Origin of the sequence: Staphylococcus warneri, assembly GCF_900636385.1 — a bacterium.
Taxonomy (GTDB): domain Bacteria; phylum Bacillota; class Bacilli; order Staphylococcales; family Staphylococcaceae; genus Staphylococcus; species Staphylococcus warneri.
The window spans coordinates 1,563,855-1,587,604 of sequence record NZ_LR134269.1; the positions used below are offsets into that span (position 1 = coordinate 1,563,855).

General features: G+C 33.3%; 23 protein-coding genes and 1 pseudogene. 2 read left to right on the forward strand and 22 right to left on the reverse strand.

Annotation, left to right across the window (positions count from 1 at the left end; genetic code table 11):
* Window positions 1–52: 52 nt before the first annotated feature.
* From rnc to EL082_RS07550, 9 genes and pseudogenes are all read right to left on the reverse strand, one after another.
* Window positions 53–781: a ribonuclease III gene (gene rnc, locus EL082_RS07510; RefSeq protein WP_015365085.1), complete on the reverse strand. Its 729-nt coding sequence runs from the start codon at window positions 779–781 to the stop codon at window positions 53–55.
* 110 nt (window positions 782–891) lie between these two features.
* Entirely contained in the window at window positions 892–1,125 is a 234-nt protein-coding gene (locus EL082_RS07515; RefSeq protein WP_001830184.1) for an acyl carrier protein, read from the reverse strand.
* 212 nt (window positions 1,126–1,337) lie between these two features.
* On the reverse strand, window positions 1,338–2,072 hold the full coding sequence (gene fabG, locus EL082_RS07520; protein ID WP_015365086.1) for a 3-oxoacyl-[acyl-carrier-protein] reductase: 735 nt from the start codon (window positions 2,070–2,072) through the stop codon (window positions 1,338–1,340).
* Window positions 2,072–2,992 carry an ACP S-malonyltransferase gene (fabD, locus tag EL082_RS07525; protein WP_002466912.1) on the reverse strand — a complete coding sequence of 307 codons (921 nt, stop codon included), beginning with the start codon at window positions 2,990–2,992 and terminating at the stop codon, window positions 2,072–2,074. Before fabD ends, fabG begins: the two co-directional genes overlap by 1 nt.
* On the reverse strand, window positions 2,985–3,971 hold the full coding sequence (plsX, locus tag EL082_RS07530; RefSeq protein ID WP_015365088.1) for a phosphate acyltransferase PlsX: 987 nt from the start codon (window positions 3,969–3,971) through the stop codon (window positions 2,985–2,987). Before plsX ends, fabD begins: the two co-directional genes overlap by 8 nt.
* Window positions 3,964–4,533, reverse strand: coding sequence for a transcription factor FapR (gene fapR, locus EL082_RS07535; protein WP_002466907.1), 570 nt, complete (start codon window positions 4,531–4,533; stop codon window positions 3,964–3,966). Before fapR ends, plsX begins: the two co-directional genes overlap by 8 nt.
* Window positions 4,534–4,682: 149 nt before the next feature.
* Window positions 4,683–6,730: pseudogene (gene recG, locus EL082_RS07540) on the reverse strand (ATP-dependent DNA helicase RecG).
* A gap of 249 nt (window positions 6,731–6,979) precedes the next feature.
* The gene (fakA, locus tag EL082_RS07545; RefSeq protein WP_015365091.1) at window positions 6,980–8,629 is read right to left on the reverse strand and encodes a fatty acid kinase catalytic subunit FakA; all 1,650 of its coding nucleotides are present in this window, start codon (window positions 8,627–8,629) and stop codon (window positions 6,980–6,982) included.
* 14 nt (window positions 8,630–8,643) lie between these two features.
* Window positions 8,644–9,018: an Asp23/Gls24 family envelope stress response protein gene (locus EL082_RS07550; protein WP_002466916.1), complete on the reverse strand. Its 375-nt coding sequence runs from the start codon at window positions 9,016–9,018 to the stop codon at window positions 8,644–8,646.
* Between the two features lie 307 nt (window positions 9,019–9,325).
* Here EL082_RS07550 and rpmB point away from each other — a divergent pair, with 307 nt between their 5' ends.
* Entirely contained in the window at window positions 9,326–9,514 is a 189-nt protein-coding gene (gene rpmB / locus EL082_RS07555) for a 50S ribosomal protein L28 (protein ID WP_002435210.1), read from the forward strand.
* 87 nt (window positions 9,515–9,601) lie between these two features.
* On the opposite strand, the gene EL082_RS07560 is transcribed toward rpmB, so the two are convergent.
* The 9 genes from EL082_RS07560 to EL082_RS07600 all read right to left on the reverse strand — a co-directional run bounded on the left by EL082_RS07560 (window position 9,602) and on the right by EL082_RS07600 (window position 18,501).
* Entirely contained in the window at window positions 9,602–10,240 is a 639-nt protein-coding gene (locus EL082_RS07560) for a thiamine diphosphokinase (protein ID WP_002466909.1), read from the reverse strand.
* A gap of 5 nt (window positions 10,241–10,245) precedes the next feature.
* Entirely contained in the window at window positions 10,246–10,890 is a 645-nt protein-coding gene (gene rpe / locus EL082_RS07565) for a ribulose-phosphate 3-epimerase (protein ID WP_002466915.1), read from the reverse strand.
* Window positions 10,891–11,766, reverse strand: a complete 876-nt coding sequence (gene rsgA, locus EL082_RS07570; protein ID WP_002466914.1) for a ribosome small subunit-dependent GTPase A — start codon at window positions 11,764–11,766, stop codon at window positions 10,891–10,893. It abuts the gene before it with no gap.
* Window positions 11,767–11,905: 139 nt separating this feature from the next.
* On the reverse strand, window positions 11,906–13,942 hold the full coding sequence (gene pknB, locus EL082_RS07575; protein WP_002466906.1) for a Stk1 family PASTA domain-containing Ser/Thr kinase: 2,037 nt from the start codon (window positions 13,940–13,942) through the stop codon (window positions 11,906–11,908).
* Complete coding sequence (locus EL082_RS07580) at window positions 13,939–14,682, reverse strand: Stp1/IreP family PP2C-type Ser/Thr phosphatase (RefSeq protein WP_015365092.1); 744 nt, start codon at window positions 14,680–14,682, stop codon at window positions 13,939–13,941. Before EL082_RS07580 ends, pknB begins: the two co-directional genes overlap by 4 nt.
* A gap of 5 nt (window positions 14,683–14,687) precedes the next feature.
* Window positions 14,688–15,782, reverse strand: coding sequence for a dual-specificity RNA methyltransferase RlmN (gene rlmN / locus EL082_RS07585; RefSeq protein ID WP_002450591.1), 1,095 nt, complete (start codon window positions 15,780–15,782; stop codon window positions 14,688–14,690).
* Between the two features lies 1 nt (window position 15,783).
* Entirely contained in the window at window positions 15,784–17,091 is a 1,308-nt protein-coding gene (gene rsmB, locus EL082_RS07590) for a 16S rRNA (cytosine(967)-C(5))-methyltransferase RsmB (RefSeq protein WP_015365093.1), read from the reverse strand.
* A complete protein-coding gene (gene fmt / locus EL082_RS07595; protein WP_002466201.1) occupies window positions 17,088–18,020 on the reverse strand; it encodes a methionyl-tRNA formyltransferase in 933 nt (310 codons plus the stop codon). The genes rsmB and fmt overlap by 4 nt, the downstream gene beginning before the upstream one ends.
* Window positions 18,013–18,501: a peptide deformylase gene (locus EL082_RS07600; protein WP_002466196.1), complete on the reverse strand. Its 489-nt coding sequence runs from the start codon at window positions 18,499–18,501 to the stop codon at window positions 18,013–18,015. The genes fmt and EL082_RS07600 overlap by 8 nt, the downstream gene beginning before the upstream one ends.
* 209 nt (window positions 18,502–18,710) lie before the next feature.
* On the opposite strand from EL082_RS07600, the gene EL082_RS07605 reads away from it, so the two are divergent.
* A complete protein-coding gene (locus tag EL082_RS07605; protein ID WP_002450595.1) occupies window positions 18,711–18,914 on the forward strand; it encodes a TM2 domain-containing protein in 204 nt (67 codons plus the stop codon).
* Between the two features lie 65 nt (window positions 18,915–18,979).
* On the opposite strand, the gene priA is transcribed toward EL082_RS07605, so the two are convergent.
* The 4 genes from priA to gmk all read right to left on the reverse strand — a co-directional run bounded on the left by priA (window position 18,980) and on the right by gmk (window position 23,639).
* Window positions 18,980–21,388 (reverse strand): primosomal protein N', encoded by a 2,409-nt coding sequence (gene priA, locus EL082_RS07610; protein WP_049414715.1) that lies wholly within the window; start codon window positions 21,386–21,388, stop codon window positions 18,980–18,982.
* A complete protein-coding gene (coaBC, locus tag EL082_RS07615) occupies window positions 21,388–22,587 on the reverse strand; it encodes a bifunctional phosphopantothenoylcysteine decarboxylase/phosphopantothenate--cysteine ligase CoaBC (RefSeq protein ID WP_002466197.1) in 1,200 nt (399 codons plus the stop codon). Before coaBC ends, priA begins: the two co-directional genes overlap by 1 nt.
* Before the next feature lie 216 nt (window positions 22,588–22,803).
* Window positions 22,804–23,016, reverse strand: coding sequence for a DNA-directed RNA polymerase subunit omega (rpoZ, locus tag EL082_RS07620; protein WP_049414717.1), 213 nt, complete (start codon window positions 23,014–23,016; stop codon window positions 22,804–22,806).
* Complete coding sequence (gene gmk / locus EL082_RS07625; protein WP_002466189.1) at window positions 23,016–23,639, reverse strand: guanylate kinase; 624 nt, start codon at window positions 23,637–23,639, stop codon at window positions 23,016–23,018. The genes rpoZ and gmk overlap by 1 nt, the downstream gene beginning before the upstream one ends.
* Between the last annotated feature and the right edge of the window lie 111 nt (window positions 23,640–23,750).

A 23,750-nucleotide genomic window follows, 5' to 3' on the forward strand; every position in this document is an offset into this window, starting at 1 on the left:
CTTAATTGATATTAATGATTTCAATTAAGACGATATGTTAATTTATAAATTACTATTTATTCTTCATTTGTTTATAAGCACGTTCAGCTGCCTTTTGTTCAGACTCCTTCTTAGTTTTACCTTGTCCTTCTGCAACAGCTTGCTTTTCTAAAATAACTTCTGATGTGAATAAACGGTGGTGTGCTGGACCTTCTTCTTTGATTAAGCGATAAGTAACATCACCTTTATTTTGTCTGTGCACAAATTCTTGGAACTGTGTTTTAAAATCGACTACACCATCTAATTCATCATCTTCTACATATGGGAATATAATTTTTTCTGCAAAGTCCCACACTATATCTAATCCTTGATCTAAATATAAGGCGCCAACGAATGCTTCAAATGCATCAGAAATAAGTGAAGGTCGTGTTCTACCACCTGTCTTCTCTTCACCTTTTCCTAATAAAATCAGCTCATTTAACTTTATTTTATTTGCAAATATTACAAGTGAAGGCTCACATACGATAGTTGCTCTCATCTTTGTTAAATTACCCTCAGGTAAATCTGGGTGTTTATCAAATAGATAACGTGAGACCGTCAATTCTAATACCGCATCACCTAAAAATTCTAATCTTTCATTATGGTCTAAGCGATCCATATTAAAATCATTAATAAAGCTAGAATGAGAAAATGCCTGTTGGTACAATTCTATATTATTATATTCAAAACCTAGTTCATGCATTTTCTGTGCAAATTGCTCTCGAAAACGGTTAATCATTTCTGTCTTTTTATGATTGGTCATTAAATATACCTCCTTAATTTATGATATGTTAACTCTAATTTTACGTGAAATCGCACCAAAACAAAAGAAAAAATCTGAGCCGACACAATGACGACTCAGATATAGGTTTATTATTTTTCAAGACTATTGATATACTTAACAGCATCACCAACAGTGTTGATTTTTTCAGCTTCTTCATCTGGAATTTCAGTACCAAATTCATCTTCTAATTCCATTACTAATTCAGCGATATCAAGTGAGTCAGCGCCTAAATCATCTTTGAAAGATGCATCTTCAGTTACTTTATCAGCATCAACACCTAAACGGTCAACGATGATATCCTTTACTTTATCGAAGTTTTCCACGTCGATTCACCTCCTTTAAAAGCGTCTATCCATAGACTATTATATTTTCCCATTTTAGAATATAAAATACAAGTAGAATTTGGTTGCAAGACAGAAATTCTATAGATTTCGTTGTCTTGCACCCGCAAGGTTGACTAGTTCAATCATGGCTTTTGACATGAGTGGACAGTCAACTGCTAGATCCTGTACATTCGCAACATGTAGGTATTCTCCTACATGTACATACCGCCATTTACATGAATCGTTTGACCAGTAATGTATTTTGCTTTTTCTGAAGCTAAGAATGCAACAGTATGAGCGATATCCGTATCTTCACCAAAACGTGATAAAGGAATTTGATCTAACATTTGTTCTTTCAACTCATCACTTAAAGCATCAGTCATATCAGAAACAATAAAACCAGGTGCAACAGCATTTACAGTAATCCCTCGTGATGCTAATTCACGTGCAGCAGATTTAGTTAATCCTACCACACCTGCTTTAGTAGCTACATAGTTCGCTTGGCCTGGATTACCAACCGCTCCTACTACGCTTGATAAATTAATAATTGAACCACTACGTTGTCTTAACATTTGAGGCGTAACCTTTTGGATACAATTGAATACACCTTTTAAGTTAGTATCAATCACATCATCCCATTCTTGTTCTTTCATACGCATTAATAAATTATCACGTGTAATACCTGCATTATTAACTAATACATCAATAGAACCAAATTGACTCACAACTTCTTTAATCATTGCTTTTACTTCGTCACCGTTAGCAACATTCGCTTGAATCGCAAAGCTTTCGACACCTTTTTCTTTAATTTCTGAAACGACTGCCTCTGCTTTATCTTGGTTACCTGCATAATTGACTGCAACATTATAACCTTCTTCAGCTAATTGAATTGCAATACTACGACCAATACCTCGTGAAGCCCCTGTTACTAAAGCATTTTTAGCCATTATTCATTCCATCCTTTCACATCTTCAAGTGTTTGAATTGATGTTAATTTTACGTCTCTATTAATTTTTTTAATTAAACCAGATAATACTTTTCCTGGACCAATTTCAATAAAGTGATCCACACCTTGTTCGATTAACCATTCAGTTGATTTGATAAATTGAACTGGTGAGTATAATTGTTTTACCATATGGTATTTGATAACCTCAGCATCCGTTTCGCCTTCAGCATTGTAATTTTGAACGACTGGAAACTTAGCATCATGCCATTCAAATTGATTAATATATGCCGCAAAATCTTCTTCTATAACATTCATCATTGAAGAATGGAACGGTCCAGAAACAGCTAATGGTAATACACGTTTTGCACCTAATGATTTACCTTTTTCAACTAATTCATCAATTAATGTTTTATGACCTGAGACAACGATTTGACCAGGTGAATTTATATTAGCTGGTTCAATTAATTGGTCTTCTGTTGATAAATCTTTACAAATTTTATCAACGTCATCAAAGTCTAAACCTAAAACAGCAGCCATACTACCTACACCATTAGGGAATGCTTGTGCCATAAGCTCACCACGTTTACGAACAATCTTAACGGCATCTTCAAATGATAAAACACCGCTTGCCACTAAACTTGAATATTCACCTAAACTATGACCCATAGTATAATCTGCATCGATATGATTTAAAGCTTCTAATAATGCAATACTGTGCGTTAATAAAGCTGGTTGTGTATTTTCAGTTTCACCTAATTTACCTTCTTCATCTGTAAACATAGTTTCCAATAAATCAAAATCTACTGATTCTTGTGCTTTATTTAATACTTCTGTAGCTTTTCCATCTACATTATATAAATCTTGTGCCATTCCGACTTTTTGTGCACCTTGACCTGGGAAAATAATTGCTGTTTTACCCATTAGTTCCACCTACCGTTTCTCTCATTGTTTGTACAATTTGTTGTTCTCCCGCAATTTTAGCCTGACGGATAGCTGAATAAAACGCTTTAGCATTTGAACTTCCATGTGCTTTAACAACTGTACCATCTAAACCTAATAATACTGAACCACCATACTCTGAGTAATCCATTTTTTGAGAGAATTGATTTAAGTCTTTTTTTAGTACTAAGGCAGCTATTTTATTTTTGAAGCTACTAAGTAATGTTTCTTTTAACATTTTACCAATTGATTTAGCAGTACCCTCTAAGTTCTTAAGAACCATATTTCCTGTAAAACCATCTGTAACGACGACGTCTACGTTACCATCCATTAAAGTTTTTGCTTCAACATTACCAGTAAAATTAAAGTCATTTTGCGCTTCCATTAACTCATAAGTTTTCTTAGTTAACGTATTACCTTTAGCTGCTTCTGTACCAATATTCAATAATGAGACTGATGGTTGTTTGATACCTCTAATTTTTTGTGCATAGATATTACCCAACTGTGCATATTGTAATAAATGTTCTGGTTTAGCATCTGCATTAGCACCTACGTCTAAGAATACAAACCCTTTACCATCTATCGTAGGTAAAGTAACCACTAGTGCTGGTCTTGATACACCTTTAATACGTCCAACAATGAATAAACCTGCTGACATTAATGCACCTGTATTACCAGCTGATACACATCCATCCGCTTCACCAGATTTAACTGCTTCGGCCATTTTAACCATTGAACTATCTTTTTTACGTTTAATTGCACGTACTGGTTCATCTTCCATTTCGATTTTTTCAGTGCAATGTCTAAAATCGATGCGTCCATGATTTAATGTATATTGCTCTTGATCACCGAATAAGATGATTTCTAAATCTTTAAAATCGTCAACAGCTTTTTTAACAGCTTCAAGTACGATTCCAGGTGCGTCATCTCCGCCCATCATATCTACTGCAATTTTAACCATTTAATTCATCCTCACTTATATAGAACATTTTAAATTTACCATTAAAAACTAATTTATCTTTCACATAAGAATTTACTTCTATTAAATAATGTTTGTTCGTTTGATTGATTACGTTTGCTACTGCTTTCACTGTATCATTTAATTTAACTTTATCCAGAAATTTAACATCGCTTTCTTGTGTTAAAACCGTCGGATTATGTATAAGTGCGACACACAAGGAATTTGCCTGTGCAAATAAAACGTGGCCACGCGCAATTTGTGATTTAGAGAAAACGGAATCGCTTGTAATTTCAATCATCGAAGTAGCTGTATCATTGGGTTTCAATTGAACTAAATCACCTATAATTTCATTAGCCTCAATCGATTTAATTTGATCATAATTATGTTCTGCTACTAATTTTACTCGTTTTCTTAATTCTGGAATATTCAGATGTGTTCGATCAAGTCGAATTGTTTGAATACTCACTTGGAACATTTCACACAGTTCATTGTCTGTGATAAAGGGGTTGTTTTCAATGGCTTGCTGAATCGCCTGTCTACGTTCATTTTTCTTTAATTTCACTTTCTCACCCCTCATTTTAGTACCAAGTCTTAAACATTCCTCACATATCATAACACTTTCTATTTCAATCCCTCAACAATTAACTATAATACATATATAAATTTATTTATTGCTAATTAAATTCCTCATTTTTGAAAGGAAGAATTCTATCAATCAAAGCTCATATCAAGTAAATTATCTTCGATAAAATGTCTGAGATGATCATAATTGGAATTGAAAAATTCACCCGATTGAATTAATTCACCAGCTTCATCTCTTGCTACTTCTAACATTCGATAATCTTCCACAATGTTCGCAACTAAGAAATCTGGTAAACCACTTTGCTTTACACCGAAGAAATCGCCAGGTCCTCGCATTTCTAAATCTCGTTCACTCAATTCAAATCCATCTGTTGTTTGAGTCATAATTGTCATTCTTTCGATTCCAGTTTCAGTTTTGGGTGAAGCAATCAGTACACAATAACTTTGATGTTCGCTTCTTCCTACTCGTCCACGTAATTGATGTAAAGTTGATAACCCGAAGCGGTCCGCATCATAAATCATCATAAATGTTGCATTTGGTACGTTAACGCCTACTTCAACCACTGTTGTTGAAACTAAAATATCAATCTCATGTTCACTAAAACGGTGCATGACTTCATCTTTTTCTTCATTGCTTAGTTTACCGTGTAATAGACCTACTTTATTTTCACCATAATATTGTTGTAAAGATTCAAATAGTTCTACCACATTCTGTACATCTTCTAAATGTTCTGAGCTCTCAATAAGCGGACAATAACATATGCTTGTCTTCCTTTTTTTAATTCATTTGTCATTTGAGTTAACACTTGTTCATATTGCTCATGCTTAGCCCAACTCGTAATAATTGGTTTTCTACCTTTAGGTAACTGTTTAATAGATGAAACGTCCATTTCTCCAAACACTGATATTGCTAAAGTTCTAGGAATGGGTGTTGCCGTCATAAACAAGACATTGGTCATTGCACCTTTTTCTCTTAATCGCTGACGTTGATTCACACCGAAACGATGTTGCTCATCTGTAATCACTAAACCTACATTATCAAAGGTAACATCGTCTTGTATTAAAGCATGTGTCCCAATTAAACAATCAATCGTTCCATTTTCAAGTTGTTCTAATAAAATACGACGCTTTTTACCTTTTACTGAACCTGTTAATAAAGCAACATTCATTGTGTCACCAAATAATTGAATTAAACTTTCAGCATGTTGTTCGGCAAGTATTTCTGTCGGTACCATAAGTGCTGATTGATATCCTGCTGTTTTTAAAGCATACATACAAATCGCAGCTACAACCGTTTTGCCTGATCCTACATCTCCTTGTAATAATCTATGCATGCGAATAGGTGCTTTTAAATCTCTAAATATTTCATTAACACTCGTCTTTTGGGCATCCGTTAATTCGAACGGTAGACTATCAATAAATGCTTTTACCTTTTGAATATCATACTCAATTTCTATAGCATCGTCTGACGCCTTTTCTAGACGATTCAACCATTGCATGCGTAATTCAAACATAAATAATTCTGTAAATGCATAAGTACGTCTTGCTCTAAGCAAGTCTTGTTTACCTTGGGGATGATGTAGATGATTAAGTGTGAATTCTAAAGTTTCTAATTTATACTTATTTCTGAGCTCATCTGATAACCATTCATGTATCACCACATCATTTAAAGACTGACGAATATGATCACGCAATTGTTTTTGTTTAATACCTTCTTTAATACGGTAAACAGGCTCTAATTGGGTATCGTTAAGATTGTCCTGTTGATTAAAGAACATTCTATTGCCGTTTATTTCTTGTTTTGAACGATTCCATTTTCCTTTAACTGTCACAGTACCATGTAATTCAATTTTCTTTTTTAAATAAGGTTGATTAAAAAAGACGCATTTGACTGCTATTTGATTTACCATAATATGTACGGTTAGTTTAGATTTGTTTCTACCAAAAAATGCTACTGTTGGTGAGGAATAAACTTCACCTTGAACAGTTACAGTACTTTGATCTTCTGCCTCGTTTAAATCTATTACAGTATTGTCCTCATAACGCGTTGGTAGATATAGTATGAGATCTTCTACAGTATTAATATTTAATTCTTGTAATACAGCTAAACGCTTTGGTCCTATCCCTTTAATTTGATTCAACGGATAAGGACTTTCTATTAAATTGACTTTCGCCATATTCGATCACCTTATTATGTATTAATCTTTAATATGTTACGTTATTTAAATAATACATTCATTCTACCATTTAGTTACTTCATTGGTTGATTAAAACGCTTTGGAGTTTTTAAGTTAACATAATTATTTTATAGACACCAAACTAATGATTCTCTATGTTTTGATTATTAACAAAAATAAAACGAGATAGAAGTAATCAGAGTATCCTTCTGATTATACTTTCAATCTCGTCTTATTTATGAAATATATTTATTCAACAGCAAATAAATACTGATATATAGGTTGTTGACCGTTATGATTTTCAATTTCAACATCTGGATACGTAGATTCTATCCATTCAACAAGTTGATTTGTTGTTTGTTGATTTGCATCTTCACCAGCAATAATTGTTAAAATCTCACTATCTTCAGAAAGCATTGCTTCTAACAATTGTTTAGTAGCGGTAAATTGATCAGCATCACTTGTTATAATTTTATCTTCTGCAAGCCCCATAAATTCATCTTTTTTAATTTCAACACCATCAATTTTAGTGTCTCTAACTGCAAATGTAACTGAGCCAGATTTAACGACATCTAGTGCAGTAACCATATGACTCTTATTATCTTCTAATGATGAACCTTCGTCATATTGGAATAAAGCTGCAATACCTTGAGGAACAGACTTAGTAGGAATCACTACTGCTTCTGCGTCAACGATTTCTGCGGCTTGTTCACTTGCCATTAAAATGTTTTTATTATTAGGTAATATAATCGCACGCTTACATTCTGATTGTTCTATGACTTTTACTATATCCTCTGTAGACGGGTTCATTGTTTGCCCACCACTGATAATATGTGTAGCACCCATTGATTTGAATAAATCCGAGATTCCATCTCCCATAGAAATAGTAATAATAGCTGTTTCTACAGTTTGTGGCTCATCATTTTTATGATTATTTGCCTCTTTTTTAATTACTTCGCGATGTTGCTCTCTCATATTTTCAACTTTAAGTTTAATTAATTCACCGTATTGTTGACCATAATTAAATACTTGTCCAGGATACTCGGTATGAACATGTACTTTCACAATCTCATCATCATTAATCACTAATAATGAATCTCCAAATTCGCTCATATCTTGACGGAATTCGTCTTCTTTAAATTCTTTCTTGTCTTTACCAAAACGTACCATCATTTCTGTACAATATCCGTATACTATATCTTCTGTATTAATTACACCATGAAAATCATGTTCGTCATTAACCAATGTATCTGTATCTAATTTAGGCTTACTAGCTTCAACCGTTTCACCGTTTAAACCTTTTAAGAATCCTTCGTAAACAGATAATAGTCCTTTACCACCACTATCAACAACACCTACTTCTTTTAATACTGCAAGTAGGTTTGGTGTATTGTCTAATGATTTCTCAGCAGCTTCAATCGTCGCTTCCATGATTTCAACACAGTCCTTTGATGACTCAGCTTTATTCATAGCTGCTTGCGCTGCATCTTTAGCAACGGTTAAAATTGTCCCTTCAACTGGTTTCATTACAGCCTTGTAAGCTGTCTCAACACCTGCTTGAAGACTTTCAGCTAACTGTTGTGCATCAATTTCAGATTCTGTCTCGATATTTTTACAGAATCCTCTAAATAATTGAGATAAAATAACGCCAGAGTTCCCTCTTGCACCCATTAATAAACCTTTGGAGAAAGTTTTGCCTAGTTCTCCAATGTTTTGAGATAAATTATTTTCAACTTCTTCACGACCAGAAGTGATTGTGAGATTCATATTTGTCCCTGTATCTCCATCTGGAACTGGATATACATTAAGCGAATCCACTAAATCTGCATTATTAGATAAATTTTGTGCCCCTTGTATAATCATATCGGCAAATAATTTACCATTGATTTTGCTAATCATTTCACGTTGTCCTCCTAAATCTTTTTGCCCGTTTGGTTTAATCTAACACCTTGTACAAAGATATTAACTGAATTCACTTTTACATTAAGCGTTGACTCTAATGTATATTTAACAGTTGACTGAACATTGTTCGCCACTTCTGAAATTTTCACACCATAACTTACTATAATATACATGTCTATATCAACATTTCCGTCCTCTTCACGAACTTTAATGCCTCTTGCATAATTCTCATGGCCTAAAATTTCTGCGATGCCATCTCTTACTTGCTGTCTAGATGCCATACCAACAATGCCGTAACATTCAACAGCTTTTCCACCTACAACTGAGGCGATGACTTCATTCGAAATATCAATTTTACCGTAATCATTTGAAATTTCTAATGTCATATTAATATTCCTCCTGAAAAATAAAGTTATGTGTTTCTTAACTTATATAGATAAGCAATCTCTTTGCTAGTCTGCATTAATTATTATTACTAATTCGTTCGAATTTTTAATGTTTAAATTTCCTATTTCTTTAAAGTATCATACTATATTACTCCACAGCTTACAATTATATCATAATTTATCAAGTGTTTGCGTATATAATTCATGATTTATATAATTATTTATTGCCAATCCTAAACAATTGTGGTATCTTAATAAAGTATATAAGTAGTGACGTGTATTTATATTTATTAAAGGAGGTACTTTCATGGGTAAACAATGTTACGTAACAGGTCGTAAAGCTTCGACTGGTAATAATCGTTCACACGCTTTAAATGCGAACAAACGCAGATGGAACGCTAACCTTCAAAAAGTTAGAATTCTTGTTGACGGAAAACCTAAAAAAGTTTGGGTTTCTGCACGTGCTTTAAAATCTGGTAAAGTTACTAGAGTTTAATAAATATAATGCACATATAAATAGTCCTTATGTGGAGGACATATTTTAAAAGAACTTAAAGGATATCCTTTAAGTTCTTTTTTTATACTACAAATCTTTACTTCTAATTTGTAACACAAGTCCATTCTGAATTTCGATTTTTGCATTTGGATTTTCAACTTCATTAGATATAGTTAATGTAGATCCTCTTACCAACTTTTCCTTATCCAAATTATATTTAAATCCTGCCAACGATAATACAGGTTCTCCACTCACAGGTATGAAAGAAACATATTGATAATGAGTATGTGGTGAAATAGTGTACATACCAGAAGTCAGTAATATAATTTCATTTTGCTCATCAATTATTTTAAAATTGATGCCTTTATGAATATATTCTGATTTTAACAAAATTTGAACCACACCCATAAAATGATCTAATCGACCACCAGTAGCGCCATATATATGAATATCTTGATACCCTTCTTCAACAGCTTGAGCAACACCTAAGCCTAAATCTGTATCATCTTTTTCAGCTTTAACAGGATGAATATTCAATTGTGTTGCTAAAAGTTGACGCTCTTGATTATTAACAGAATCAAAATCCCCCACAGAAAACACAGGATCGATTTGATTCTGAATTAAAATCAATGCTCCCCTATCTATACCAGCCCATGCTTCTTGATTATGATGTTGAAATAGATTTTTAGGAATATTTCTATCTGAGCACAATAAATTGATTTTCATTTCAATCAGCCCTTTAACTTTTGTGTAACTGCTTGATAATCATCTTGTTTGAAGAAGTATGAACCTGTCACTAACATCGTAGCTCCATTTTTAACGCAAACTTCGGCAGTCTCTGCATTAATTCCACCATCAACTTCAATATCAAAAGTAAGTTGCTTCTCATTTTTCAAAGTATTTAATTCCAGTACTTTATCCACGCAATCTTCAATAAATGATTGACCGCCAAATCCAGGGTTTACTGTCATAATTAAAACGTAGTCTACTGTATTGATAATAGGTAAAATTTGGCTAACTGGTGTTCCTGGATTGATCACTACGCCAGCCTTCTTGCCTTTGTTTTTAATTTGTTCGATAGCTCTGTGGATATGTGCAGTCGCTTCCAAATGAACAGATATTAAATCTGCACCATGATCTGCAAATAATTCGATATATTGTTCTGGATTTTCAATCATCAAATGAACATCAATTGGTAACTTTGATTGTTGTCGAACTGCGTCTAAGATAGGTATGCCAATAGAAATATTGGGCACAAATTGTCCATCCATCACATCAAAATGTAAGCCATCTACACCTGCTTCTTCAAGCTTAACTAATTCATCCTTTAAATTTAAAAAATCTACTGATAATAATGAAGGTAATACTTTTGTCATTTAATATCGTACCTTTCTTTCTGAAATTTCATTGAATAACTGTAAATAATGTTCATATCTAAATTGAGCAATATTCCCTACATCTAATTCTTCTTTGACATTACATTTGGGTTCCTTCAAATGATTACAATTACGGAACTTACATTCTTCTCCATATTGTGCAATTTCGATAAAGTAATCTTTAAGTTCATCTTTATCAATATGATCAAAATCTAATGCACTAAACCCTGGTGTATCTGCAATAAAACCATTGACTGTTTCATGTAATTCAACATGTCTTGTTGTATGTTTACCACGATTCAAAGATTTTGAAATATCATTAGTATCAAGATTTAGTTCAGGTTTAAATCGATTTAAAAATGTTGATTTACCAACGCCCGATTGACCACTTAATACAATTAAACCTTCTCCCCATTCTTCTACCAAAGCATGTTGATCATCATTGATACCAACGAATTGAGTTGGATAACCTATTTCTTCATATATAGCTAAATAACTATTAATTTTTTCAATTTGATTGTCGTCAGCCATATCTTTTTTGGTAACTAAAATTCTAGCTTCTAAACCATATGAATGTGCTATGACTAAGAATCTATCTAACAATTGGGTAGAAAACTGTGGTTCAACAGCACTCATGACTATTACTAATGTATCAATATTACTGACAGGTGGTCGTTTTAAAGCATTCCCTCTTTCATGAACATGCTGGATGTAACCTTCCGTTTCATTTTGAACATCAAAGTCAACGATATCGCCAACAATTGGTGAAAATTTCTTTTTTCTAAATAAGCCACGAGGCTTGGTATTAAACCTAGTGCCGTTCACATCAACTTGATAAACACCACTTATCAATTTTACAATTCGACCAGTCTTCAAAAGGACACCTCTCAATTTTATTTTACTGTTATTAGTATATCAAAATCATAACTATTTATATATCTTTCTATGTATAAAAAAAGACGATGAGTATCATCGTCAACTCATCGTCTTACCTATAGTATTATATTGAAAAGATTTAATCATCATACCCTACATCTTTATCAGCAACTACTTTATTATCTACTCTGATAGTATAACCAGCAGTTTTACCTTTTTGGATTTTCATTGGAATATTGATAGATTTATTATCTTTAATTTCAAAAGATTGTGTAGCCTTAGAACCATCATTATCTTTATCTCGAATATAAACTTCTACTTTTTGACTTTTCCCTTTTTTACCAGAGTAAGGTACTTCAACAGATTCATTATAATTTTTTACGTCTTTGGATGAAGCGTCATCCGAATCATCGTCCTTAGATTTTTCGTCATCCGAATCTGACTCTTTACCTTTTGAAACCACTAATGAAATTGTAGAACCTTCATCAATGGATTTACTCTTAGGTGATTGTGAGATAACATTGTTCTTTTTGACACTATCACTATACGTTTCAGAAACTTTAACTTTAAATCCTTTTGATTCAAGTGCTTTTTTAGCTGTAGAATATGATTTATTTTCATAATTACTAACGTAAACTTGTCTAACACCCAATGATTCATAAATTTTTATATTATGATCATTTAATTTTACTTGTTTATTAGCAGCAACATTTTGGTTTGCAATATAACCTTTTGGCGTATTTGCATTATAGGTTTGTTCAACTGCAACATCTTTAAGTCCTACTTTTTCAAGTTTATTCAGTGCTTCATTTTTTGATAATCCAACGACACTTGGCATTTTGACCATTTCAGGGCCTTTTGATAAAACAATATCAATTTTGTCACCACGTTCTACACGTTCACCCTTACCTGGTCGTGACTTAATCACTTGGTTTTCAGGATATTTATCACTATAATCTCTTGAAATGTCTCCAATTTTTAAATGATGATTTTTTAATATTTTCTCAGTTTGCTTTTCAGTTTTGCCTGATATATCTGGCATTTCCTCATATTTACTACCGAATACAGCCATGCTGACAAAGGCAATCAAACCAATCAACAATAAAGCAAAAATAAACGCAAATAAAAACTTCTTTTTCTTAGAGCTTTTTTTACGAGGTGGCTCATAAATTGGGCTCTCCATACTTTGAAATTGTTGATGATTGACTGGTTGATCCATAATTGGAATTTGCATTGTCTCTTCGATATTTTTTTCTTTTGGTGTATCATCAATTTTTTTAGAAATCTCATCTTTTGAAAATGCCATTGTCTTTGTTTTCGTTTGATCTAACTCATATTTTTCTTCATTCGAACGATTTTCGTGTAGTACACTACTTAAATCATCGCGCATTTGTTGAATGGTACGATATCTATCAGCTCTATCTTTTTCAGTTGCTTTAAGTACAACGTTACTCAATGCTTGTGGTACCTCTTCACGCTTTTCAGTAGTGATATTGGGAATCGTGTCTTGAATGTGTTTAATGGCAATACTTACTGCTGTTTCACCATTAAATGGTGGTTCACCAACAAGCATTTCATAGAGTACAATACCTATTGAATAAATATCAGTACCTTCGTTAGTTGATTCGCCTTTAGCTTGTTCGGGTGATAAATACTGTACCGTACCGAGCACATGGTTTGTTTGGGTCAATGACGTTTCACTTATGGCTTTAGCAATCCCAAAATCAAAGATTTTAAGTGTTTTATTTTTATCTATGAGAATATTTTGCGGTTTAATATCTCTATGTACAATTCTATTATCATGTGCATGTTTGATACCTTCAAGTATCTGTTGTGTAAATTGGATTGCGGTTTCTAAACTTAAAGGTCCATGATTTTGAATATATTCAGACAATGTTGGCCCTTCAATATATTCCATCACTAAAAAGTAACAGTCATCCTCTTCGGCTACATCATACATGCTCACAATATTTTTATGTGCTAATTGTGATGAATTATGAACTTCTCTTTCAAATCGACGCAGTGTTTCTTCCTTTTCTCTCGGAGGTATGGAAATTGCTTTGATAGCGACCTTGCGCTTAAGAATAAGATCTTCGGCAAGATAGACAATGCTCATGCCACCTCCGCCTAGTTTATCGATGACTTTGTAGCGTTCATTGATGAGTTTATCAATCATACTCTATCACCCTCGATAGCTGATAAGATAAAACTGATATTATCTTTTGAATCATGTGCGAATGCGACACGCATAATTCGTTCACCATGCTCTTCTAATGATGCGTCTTGTTTTAATTCCTCTTGAATTTCTTCATTTCTAACATAATCTGTTAATCCATCAGAGCATAATAATAAGAAATCATAAAATTTTAAACGCTTAATAAATAAATCTGGTGATACTCGTTTATCAGTGCCCATGACTTTTGTAATAATATTTCTTTGTGGGTGACGGTAAGCTTCTTCTTCTGTGATTTGACCTGTCATCACTAAATGATTAACAAATGAGTGATCACTCGTAATTTGATCGATTTGTCTACTGTTTATAACGTATGCACGAGAATCACCCACATTGGCAACGACAACTGATTTATCAAATACTAATGCACAAACACAAGTCGTTCCCATACCATAATAATTAGGGTTTTCTTGGGCATAATTGTACAAATCAAAATTGATATCTTTAATATTTGTACGCAACCATTCTTCAGCTTGATGTTCTTCGATTAAGTTTTCTGATTCAAAACGTTTTTGTAGTTCATAAGTAACAAACTGACTTGCAATTTCACCAGCTCTATGACCACCCATACCATCACACAATACTAACATTTGTTGGTTGGTTTGGTTATAAAAAATACCACCTGCATCTTCATTCTTATCTCTATGTTGTCCAGTATCAGTGAAAAATTGTGCATTTAGCATTGCTCTTACCTCGTTTCTACTTGTCGTTCCTTCGCTCTTAATTGACCACATGCTGCATCAATATCTGACCCTTGTTCACGTCTTATTGTAGCATTGATTCCTAAACGTTTTAACTCTTTTTCAAATTTAAAAATGTCATCTTTAGGTGTTTTAACATAATTCCTTTCAGGAACATGGTTTACAGGAATTAAATTTACGTGACAATTTAACCCTTTAATAAGATGTGCTAGATCTCTTGCATGTTCCAATTGATCATTAACACCACCGAATAATCCATATTCAAATGTAATTCGACGATTCGTCTTCTCTTGATAATATTCAATTGCTTCCATTAACTTTTCAACATTATACGCTCTGTTAATTGGCATTAATCTTGAACGCACTTCATCTTTGGCACCATGTAAACTTACGGCAAAGTTAATTTGAATATCTTCTTCTGCAAAATCATAGATTCTAGGAATAATACCTGATGTTGATACAGTTATATGACGTGCACCAATATTTAAACTATTGTCATCATTGACAATACGTAAGAAATCCATCATTTCATCATAATTTTCAAATGGTTCGCCGATACCCATAATAACAATTTGAGAAACGCGTTCTTCTGTTTCATCTAAAGCCTTTTGTACCGTAAGTACCTGTGACACAATTTCACCAGCTTCTAAATTACGCTTTAATCCACCTAATGTTGAGGCACAGAATGTACAACCAATACGACAACCTACTTGTGTTGTTACACATACAGAATTCCCATATTCATGACGCATTAATACCGTTTCAATTGTATAGCCATCTTGCAATTCAAATAAGAATTTAATTGTACCGTCTCTACTTTCTTGTTTAACCACTGTTGTTAGTGTTGTCATAGCAAAATTATCTTTTAAAAGTTGTCTTAAATCTTTTGATAAATTTGTCATTTCATCAATGCTATCAACACGTTTTTGGTATAACCATTCAAATATTTGTTTTGCTCTGAACTTTTGTTGGCCATGTTCGATAAGCCAATTTTGCATTTCATCGTATCTTAATGAATAAATAGACTGCTTCTCAAAATCAGGAAGGAATTTATTTTTCTTTTTCTTTTTATCAGTAATCATGTTAACTTTCCTTTCTTTTAATTCTAGCGATAAAGAATCCATCTGAGTGGTAGTCTTGGGGGAATATTTGTAATGTTTTCACCATTTCACCTGTCATTGGATGTTGGAAGGGTTCAAACTCGAAATCTTTATTTTGTTTTAAAAATGTATAAACGACATTTTCGTTTTCCATTTGTTCAATCGTACATGTTGAATAAATAATTGAGCCACCCGGCTTCACATTATGTTTAACATTCTCCAATATTTGTAACTGCAATTCAACTAATGATTGTATAGAATTTTTCGATTGAGTATATTTAATTTCGGGTTTATGTCTTAATACACCAAAACCACTACAAGGTGCATCTACTAGAATTTTGTCATATTGCGTTACATAAGGTTCTGTAGCATCATGTTGATAGGCTTCAATATTTTTCAATCTAAGTTTTCTTATATTGAAATCAATTAATTTGATCTTATGGTCATGAATATCAGTTGCATCTACATGCCCTTCCGGCGATAAAATTTCGGCGATATGACACGCCTTACCTCCAGGTGCACTACATGCATCTAGGACGGAGTCATTTCTGTTTAAATCCATAATATGTGCAACAAACATAGAACTTTTATCTTGAATTGAAACTAATCCATCTTTAAACGCTCTTGAATTAACAATAGGTTTACCGGAAATATGGAGACAGAATGGTAAAACATCATCTCTATCAACAATATAACTTTCTTTTTCTAACGCACTAATAATATCATCAATAGAACCTCTCGTTATGTTGGCTCTTACAGTGGTCGCTACTGGTTCTAAAAATGACTGTGCAATGGCTTCTGTTTGCTCTAAACCGTAATGTGTTACCCAATGATCAACAAGCCATTTTGGTAAACTATATTGAATTGCGATACGTTTTTTATCATCTTGTATATCTTGAACATCAGGTAATTCACTTCTCATGATGTTACGTAGAATACCGTTAACTACATTACCGGTATAATAGCCACCTTCTTCTTTGGCAATCTCAACCGCTTCATTAATAATGGCATGATCTGGCACCTTATCTAAATATACATATTGATAGATACTCATCCATAGTAACTCACGTACCCAACCTTTTATCTTCGTTTTTAAGAAAGGTTTCAAATAAAAATCTAATGTATATTTGCGTTTAACTGTACCGTAAACAAGTTCAGTGAAAAGGCCTTTATCTAAATCACTAATCTCATAAGTAGAAAGCACCTCGTTAATTTCTAGATTACTATATGCACCTTCATCTAATATTGCTTGTATCGTCTCAAATGCGAGACCTCTTATCGAATTTGTCATACTAATTTCTTCCCAACTAGTGATTCTTGAACACCACTTAAATAATTTGCTACTTGCATACGTTTTTTACCGGCTAATTGTATATCAGTTAAAGCAATACATTCTTCTGAAGCTGTTGCAACAATAATCGCTTTCTTAGTCGTTTCAACAATCGTTCCAGGTTCGCCTTTTTTTCCAGAAACGATGTGCGCACCATATATTTTTAAATTTTTATCATCCATGATGGTATAAGCTACTGGCCAAGGAGACAAACCACGAATATGATTATGAATTACCTGTGCATCTTGGTTCCAATTAATTTTTTCATCTTCACGACTAATATTAGAAGCAAATGAAGCTTTAGCTTCATCTTGAACAATACTATCGTTTGTACCATTTAAGATAGACGGTAAAGTTTCTTTAAGTAAATCAGCACCTAAAAAACTTAGCTTATCATGCATAGAACCAACATTATCATCTTGTTCAATTGCAATTGCACGTTGTGAAATAATGTTTCCTGCATCTAATTTTTTCACCATATACATTATCGTGATTCCTGTTTCCTTTTCACCATCAATAATCGCTTGATGAATCGGTGCACCGCCACGGTATTTAGGTAATAAAGATGCATGTACATTAATAGCACCCAATTTAGGTGAATCTAATAAAGATTCAGGTAAAATTTGCCCAAATGCAGCTGTAACAATTAAATCAACATCCATGTCTAATAAAGTTTGTAATTCCTCAGAATCTTTTATTTTTTCAGGTTGATATACTGGTATATCATGTTCTAATGCTACCTTTTTAACCGGTGGTGGTGTCATAACGCGTTTTCTACCTACTGGTCTATCTGGTTGCGTTACCACTGCAACTACTTCTTGTTCTGCGATAAGCATTTCTAATACTTTTGTTGAAAAATCAGGTGTCCCCATAAAAATTATTTTACTCATATTCGAAATACGCCTCCATTTCTTCTTCACTTAATATACGTTTAGCCTTTTCTGTGAAAAATATGCCATTGAGTTGATCTATCGTATGTAAAATCATTCTAGCTACATCATCATATGCTGTAAGTTCAACAGTGTTTCCATTAACATCATTACTTTCTACAACAATCATTTTGTTACGTTCAACTTCACCAAACACATTTGGCAAACTGACTGACCCTTCTAAATCAGTAATAGTTTCTTCGGATTGATTTTTAATTTTCGGGTTAATCAGTTGTAGCAATCCTTCCATTTCCATATCCACAATCGCCACTTGTTGGTTAATGCCAATCTGATTAGCACTTAGTGCAGACCCTTCCAAAGCGTATAGGCTATCTTCTATATCCATTAACGTTTGCTTTAATTGATCATCGAAATGCTCTACTGGATTTGCAGGTTGATTAAAAATTGGATGCTCTGATTTCACTAATTTTTTTACTGACACATTTAACGCTCCTCATTAAAATTCATCAAACCATTATAACTTAATTAGCACAAAATTGCGACCTCTCTTAATCAGACTAAAGAATGAGGTCAATGTCTTTGACTTTAATATTATATTTTATAAAATATAAATGAGTAGTATGTTTTGAAAATAGAAAAGTCTTTCAAAATCATTAAATAAAATTTTACTTAAAGTGAGGTGTAACTAATATGGAAGTCAATAAAGTGATTTACATTTTATTAGCCGTATTCTTAGGAAGCTTTGGAATTCATAAATTCTATGCTGGTAAAACGATGCAAGGCATCTTACACATCTTATTCTGTTGGACAGCGATTCCTCATGTATTAGCAATTATTAGTGCTATTTTAACATTATTCAAACCAGCAGATGAAAACGGTAATGTGACAATGTAATTCTGCCTTGTTACCTAATGGAAAAAGCCATTGTGTGTCATCTTTGATGTCACACAATGGCTTTTTTACATCATCATTTGCGGATTAATGTCGATTTTTAATGCTAATTTGTCCTTAACATATTGTTCATGATAGTAATCGTCTAAATATTGAAGTGCTTTATGAAGTTCTGGCTCTCGTTTGTATTTTACTAAAATTTGGAAACGATACTCATTATTAATTCTAGATAGTGCTGCAGGTGATGGCCCTAAAACAAGCGATTGATCTGTAAGGTGTTGTAATAGGATTTTATGAATATGCTTAGAAGCTTCCATTACTTTTTTCATTTCTTTATGTGAAATCGTGAAGTTAATTAAAAAGTAATAAGGCGGATATTTTCCTAGTTTGCGATAAGTCATCTCTTGTTGATAAAACGTTAAATAATCATTTTTCTTAACATCTTCAATGGCATAATGTTCTGGATTATACGTTTGAATAATTACTTTACCTTCTTTTTCATGTCGACCTGCACGACCTGCCACTTGTGTTAATAATTGATATGTTCGTTCACTCGCTCTGAAATCAGGTAAATTGAGCATGGTATCTGCATTGAGCACCCCAACAAGCGTGATGTTTGGATAGTCTAATCCTTTGGCAATCATCTGTGTGCCTAAAAGTATATCACCTTTACCATTCTCAAAATCAGTAAGTAATTTTTCATGGGCACCTTTACGAGAAGTTGTATCAACATCCATTCGTATAATTTTTGCCTCTTCAAATTCTTGTTGTAATAATTCTTCCACTCTTTGCGTTCCAGTACCAACTTGTCTAATATGTTCACTTTCACAATTAGGGCATTGATTAGGTGGTGTTTCTTGGTACCCACAATAGTGACATTTTAGTAGATCCGTGGTCTTATGATACGTTAAGGAAATATCACAGTTTGGACATTGCGGTACATGACCACAATCACGGCATAACATAAATGAAGCATAGCCTCTTCGATTTAAGAATAATACAATTTGTTCATTATTATCTAAACAATGTTGAATCGCATCTCTTAACGTTGATGAGAACATCGAACGGTTACCTTCCGCAAGTTCTTCACGCATGTCTACAATATCAATTTCTGGTAATGCTTGATTGTTCACTCGATGAGGTAATGATAGTAATTGATAAACATCTTTTTCAGCACGCGCATATGATTCTAAACTTGGTGTCGCACTACCTAAAATCACTGGGCAGTGGTGATAACTGCTTCTCCATTGAGCAATATCTCTAGCATGATATCTTGGATAATCTTCTTGTTTATATGTAGACTCATGTTCTTCATCGATGATAATTAGTCCTAAGTTTTTAAATGGCGCAAATATACTAGAGCGTGCACCGACACTAACTTGTGCACGTCCATCACGAATTTTTTGCCATTCATCGTAACGTTCTCCATTTGATAAACCTGAATGTAATACAGCAACATCATCACCAAAACGACGTTTGACTCTTAATACCATTTGAGGTGTTAAAGCAATTTCTGGTACAAGCATCATAGCTTGTTTACCTTGATTTAAAGCTGATTCAATTGCTTGTAAATAGACTTCTGTTTTACCAGAACCTGTCACACCATGTAATAAAAAGGTTCTTTCTTCGTTGGCATCTATTTTCTCTTTGATTGCATCAAAAGCGATTTGTTGTTCATGTGTTAATTGACGATTATCTTCTTTCTCAAAAATTCGATTCGCAAATGGATCTCTTTCTATTTCAGCATCATATTTTTTCAAGTATCCCTTCTTAATAAGGGTATCTAAACTCGATTTAGAAAATCCCATTTCTTCAATTTCTTTTAAAAACACATCTCTATGACGTTCGTCTAATAAATACGCATATAAATCATATTGTTTAATCGCTTTTTCCAAATGATTAAGTACCTCATCCGGATTTCCTATTTCTGTCACTTTAACAGCACGTTGCGTTTTCTTTTTAATATTTTGGGACAAAATGGTTATTTCTTTAATGATGTCATGCTTTAATAAACCATTCAATGCTTCTAAATCATCATTTTTTTGAGCATCTTTATAGAAATAATAGCCTTCTTTATTAAATCGATTTAAAAGTGGTTCAGGTATATCATTACCTTTCAGAACCTCAAAAGCCTTTTGATATTTAGCTTTAATTGCATTTGGTAACATCACTTCTAAAACAGATATACGTTTCGTTAAATGATAATGACTAAGCCATTCACTGAGTTCAATTAACTCAGGCGTTAACTCTGGTTTAATATCTTGAATTTCTTTAATTTCCTTTAGCTTACTGATATCAATACCTTCATCAGGCTGACTTTGAATACTCATCACATAGCCTTGGATTGTTCTCGGACCAAAAGGCACAATCACTCGTACACCTACTTGAACAAATGATTGCAATCGTTCGGGAATGATATAATCAAACTTAAAGTCGACGCTTTTCGAAGGTATGTCCACAATAACCTTAGCTATCATTATTGCCACCTAGTTTCTAATTCGTCTAAAATATCGTTGGCAATTTCAACTTTTTTGCCTTTCTTAATATTGATCATATCTTGATTTTTAAAATGCATCGTTAATTCATTTTCATCAGAACTAAATCCAATTGAGTGGTCCCCCACATTATTAGAAATAATCACATCTGCATTTTTTCGTTTTAATTTATCTTGAGCATACTTCTCAATATTCTGCGTTTCTGCTGCAAAACCTACTAAATACTGATTGGTCTTATGCTCACCAAGATATTTAAGTATATCTTGTGTTCGTTTGAATTTTACAGTTAAATCACCATCTTGCTTTTTCATTTTATGATCTAACACTTCTGATGGCGTATAATCTGATACGGCAGCCGCTTTCACAACAATATCTTGCATATCATATCGTTTAGCGGTTTCCTGAAACATCTCTTCTGCGCTTTCAACATGAATAACTTCAATACCTTCTGGATCTGCCAATTGTGTCGGACCAGTTACCAACGTGACATGTGCACCACGTTTTTTTAACGCATTAGCAATAGCAAACCCCATTTTTCCAGAAGAGCGATTAGATACAAATCTAACAGGATCAATGACTTCAATCGTTGGCCCTGCAGTAACTAGTGCGTGTTTGCCATTAAATGAACTTTCCACTTGAATCTCTTGTTGATGGAAATATTGATTGATGACTGAAACTATTTGTAAAGGTTCTTCCATTCGTCCTTTAGCCACATAACCACACGCTAAGTACCCATCACCTGGCTCAATAAATTGGTACCCATCAGCTTTGAGTGTTTCAATATTATGTTGTGTGCGCTTATTTTCATACATATGTACATTCATGGCAGGCGCAATAAACGTTTGTGTTTCTGTTGCTAATAAGGTTGACGTAATCATATCGTCTGCAATACCCACACTTAACTTCGCAATTGTATTTGCAGTTGCTGGTGCTACAATAATCACATCTGCCCAATCACCCAATGCTACATGTTGAATTTCTTGCGGGTTTTCTTCTTTAAAAGTATTTGTATATACTGGATTTTTACTTATAGACTGAAAAGCCAATGGTGTTACAAATTCTTGTGCATGATTTGAAAGCATAACACGCACTTCGTAACCAGCTTGAGTAAGTTTACTTGTTAAATCAATTGCTTTATATGCTGCAATACCGCCTGTTACTGCTAATAAAATATGTTTCATTATCAATTTCTCCTTAAAACATTCTCATTTCACTGAATTCATTTCTTTAAATGAGGATATTCACACAATTTATATTCGCATTTATGTTCAAATTTATATTAATTATACACAAATTGTCGCTAATATTAAAAAAACACACCTTATCTACATGATATATCCATCACAAGATTGTAATGAAATATCTTCAAAAAGGTGTGTCACAAAATTAGTATATGATTATCCTAAAAATTCTTGCGGGATAACTGGTGATACTTTGCCATCTGCAATTTCTTCTAATGCTTTACCGACAGGTTTAGCTGAATGATATTCACTTTCTAAAGCTGTTTCTGGTCTTTCGTCTAATTCACGAGCTCTTTTTGCGGCAGTCGCTGCGATAAGGTATTTAGATGTAATTTTACCTGTTAATTGGTTTAATGGTGGGTTTAACATTATTTTTTAGCCTCCAGTATCATTTTTCTATATTTAGCTTCTATACGTTCACGTTTAAGGTGTTCAGCTTCGACAATTGACTGAATTTTGTTTTTCGCTAATTCTACTTCGTCGTTTACCACTACATAATCGTATAAGTTCATCATTTCTACTTCTTTACGTGCCTCGGCAACACGGCTTTGAATTTTCTCATCTGATTCAGTGCCTCTACCAACTAAACGATCTCTTAAATCATCAAGACTTGGTGGAGCAAGGAAAATAAATAATGCTTCAGGGAATTTCTTTCTAACTTGTTTTGCACCTTCAACTTCAATTTCTAAAAATACATCATGTCCTTGGTCCATTGTATCTCTAACATATTGAACAGGCGTCCCATAGTAATTACCTACATACTCGGCATATTCAATAAATTGATCATCTTTTATTAATGCTTCAAACTCTTCTTTCGTCTTGAAAAAGTAATCTACACCATCAACTTCTCCCTCGCGCATGCTACGAGTTGTCATCGATATAGAATACTTATACGAAGTGTTTGGATCTTCAAATATTTTTTTTCTAACAGTTCCCTTACCAACACCAGAAGGACCTGAAAGAACAATTAACAATCCTTTTTCATTATCCATGCCTTACGACCTCTCTAAGCTATTCTTCTATTATTTAAATATGATATCATATTGCACTTGAAATTGTATAGAGATACTTTGGGCAGTTATCCTCATTTTTCAAATATTCAA

Bases quoted from the DNA above. Each gene is read 5' to 3' on its own strand.
- rnc (WP_015365085.1), bottom strand. From the start codon at position 781: ATGACCAATCATAAAAAGACAGAAATGATTAACCGTTTTCGAGAGCAA.
- fabG (WP_015365086.1), bottom strand. From the start codon at position 2,072: ATGGCTAAAAATGCTTTAGTAACAGGGGCTTCACGAGGTATTGGTCGT.
- fabD (WP_002466912.1), bottom strand. From the start codon at position 2,992: ATGGGTAAAACAGCAATTATTTTCCCAGGTCAAGGTGCACAAAAAGTC.
- plsX (WP_015365088.1), bottom strand. From the start codon at position 3,971: ATGGTTAAAATTGCAGTAGATATGATGGGCGGAGATGACGCACCTGGA.
- fakA (WP_015365091.1), bottom strand. From the start codon at position 8,629: ATGATTAGCAAAATCAATGGTAAATTATTTGCCGATATGATTATACAA.
- EL082_RS07550 (WP_002466916.1), bottom strand. From the start codon at position 9,018: ATGACATTAGAAATTTCAAATGATTACGGTAAAATTGATATTTCGAAT.
- rpmB (WP_002435210.1), top strand. From the start codon at position 9,326: ATGGGTAAACAATGTTACGTAACAGGTCGTAAAGCTTCGACTGGTAAT.
- EL082_RS07560 (WP_002466909.1), bottom strand. From the start codon at position 10,240: ATGAAAATCAATTTATTGTGCTCAGATAGAAATATTCCTAAAAATCTA.
- rpe (WP_002466915.1), bottom strand. From the start codon at position 10,890: ATGACAAAAGTATTACCTTCATTATTATCAGTAGATTTTTTAAATTTA.
- pknB (WP_002466906.1), bottom strand. From the start codon at position 13,942: ATGATTGATAAACTCATCAATGAACGCTACAAAGTCATCGATAAACTA.
- EL082_RS07580 (WP_015365092.1), bottom strand. From the start codon at position 14,682: ATGCTAAATGCACAATTTTTCACTGATACTGGACAACATAGAGATAAG.
- rlmN (WP_002450591.1), bottom strand. From the start codon at position 15,782: ATGATTACTGATAAAAAGAAAAAGAAAAATAAATTCCTTCCTGATTTT.
- rsmB (WP_015365093.1), bottom strand. From the start codon at position 17,091: ATGACAAATTCGATAAGAGGTCTCGCATTTGAGACGATACAAGCAATA.
- fmt (WP_002466201.1), bottom strand. From the start codon at position 18,020: ATGAGTAAAATAATTTTTATGGGGACACCTGATTTTTCAACAAAAGTA.
- EL082_RS07605 (WP_002450595.1), top strand. From the start codon at position 18,711: ATGGAAGTCAATAAAGTGATTTACATTTTATTAGCCGTATTCTTAGGA.
- priA (WP_049414715.1), bottom strand. From the start codon at position 21,388: ATGATAGCTAAGGTTATTGTGGACATACCTTCGAAAAGCGTCGACTTT.
- coaBC (WP_002466197.1), bottom strand. From the start codon at position 22,587: ATGAAACATATTTTATTAGCAGTAACAGGCGGTATTGCAGCATATAAA.
- rpoZ (WP_049414717.1), bottom strand. From the start codon at position 23,016: ATGTTAAACCCACCATTAAACCAATTAACAGGTAAAATTACATCTAAA.
- gmk (WP_002466189.1), bottom strand. From the start codon at position 23,639: ATGGATAATGAAAAAGGATTGTTAATTGTTCTTTCAGGTCCTTCTGGT.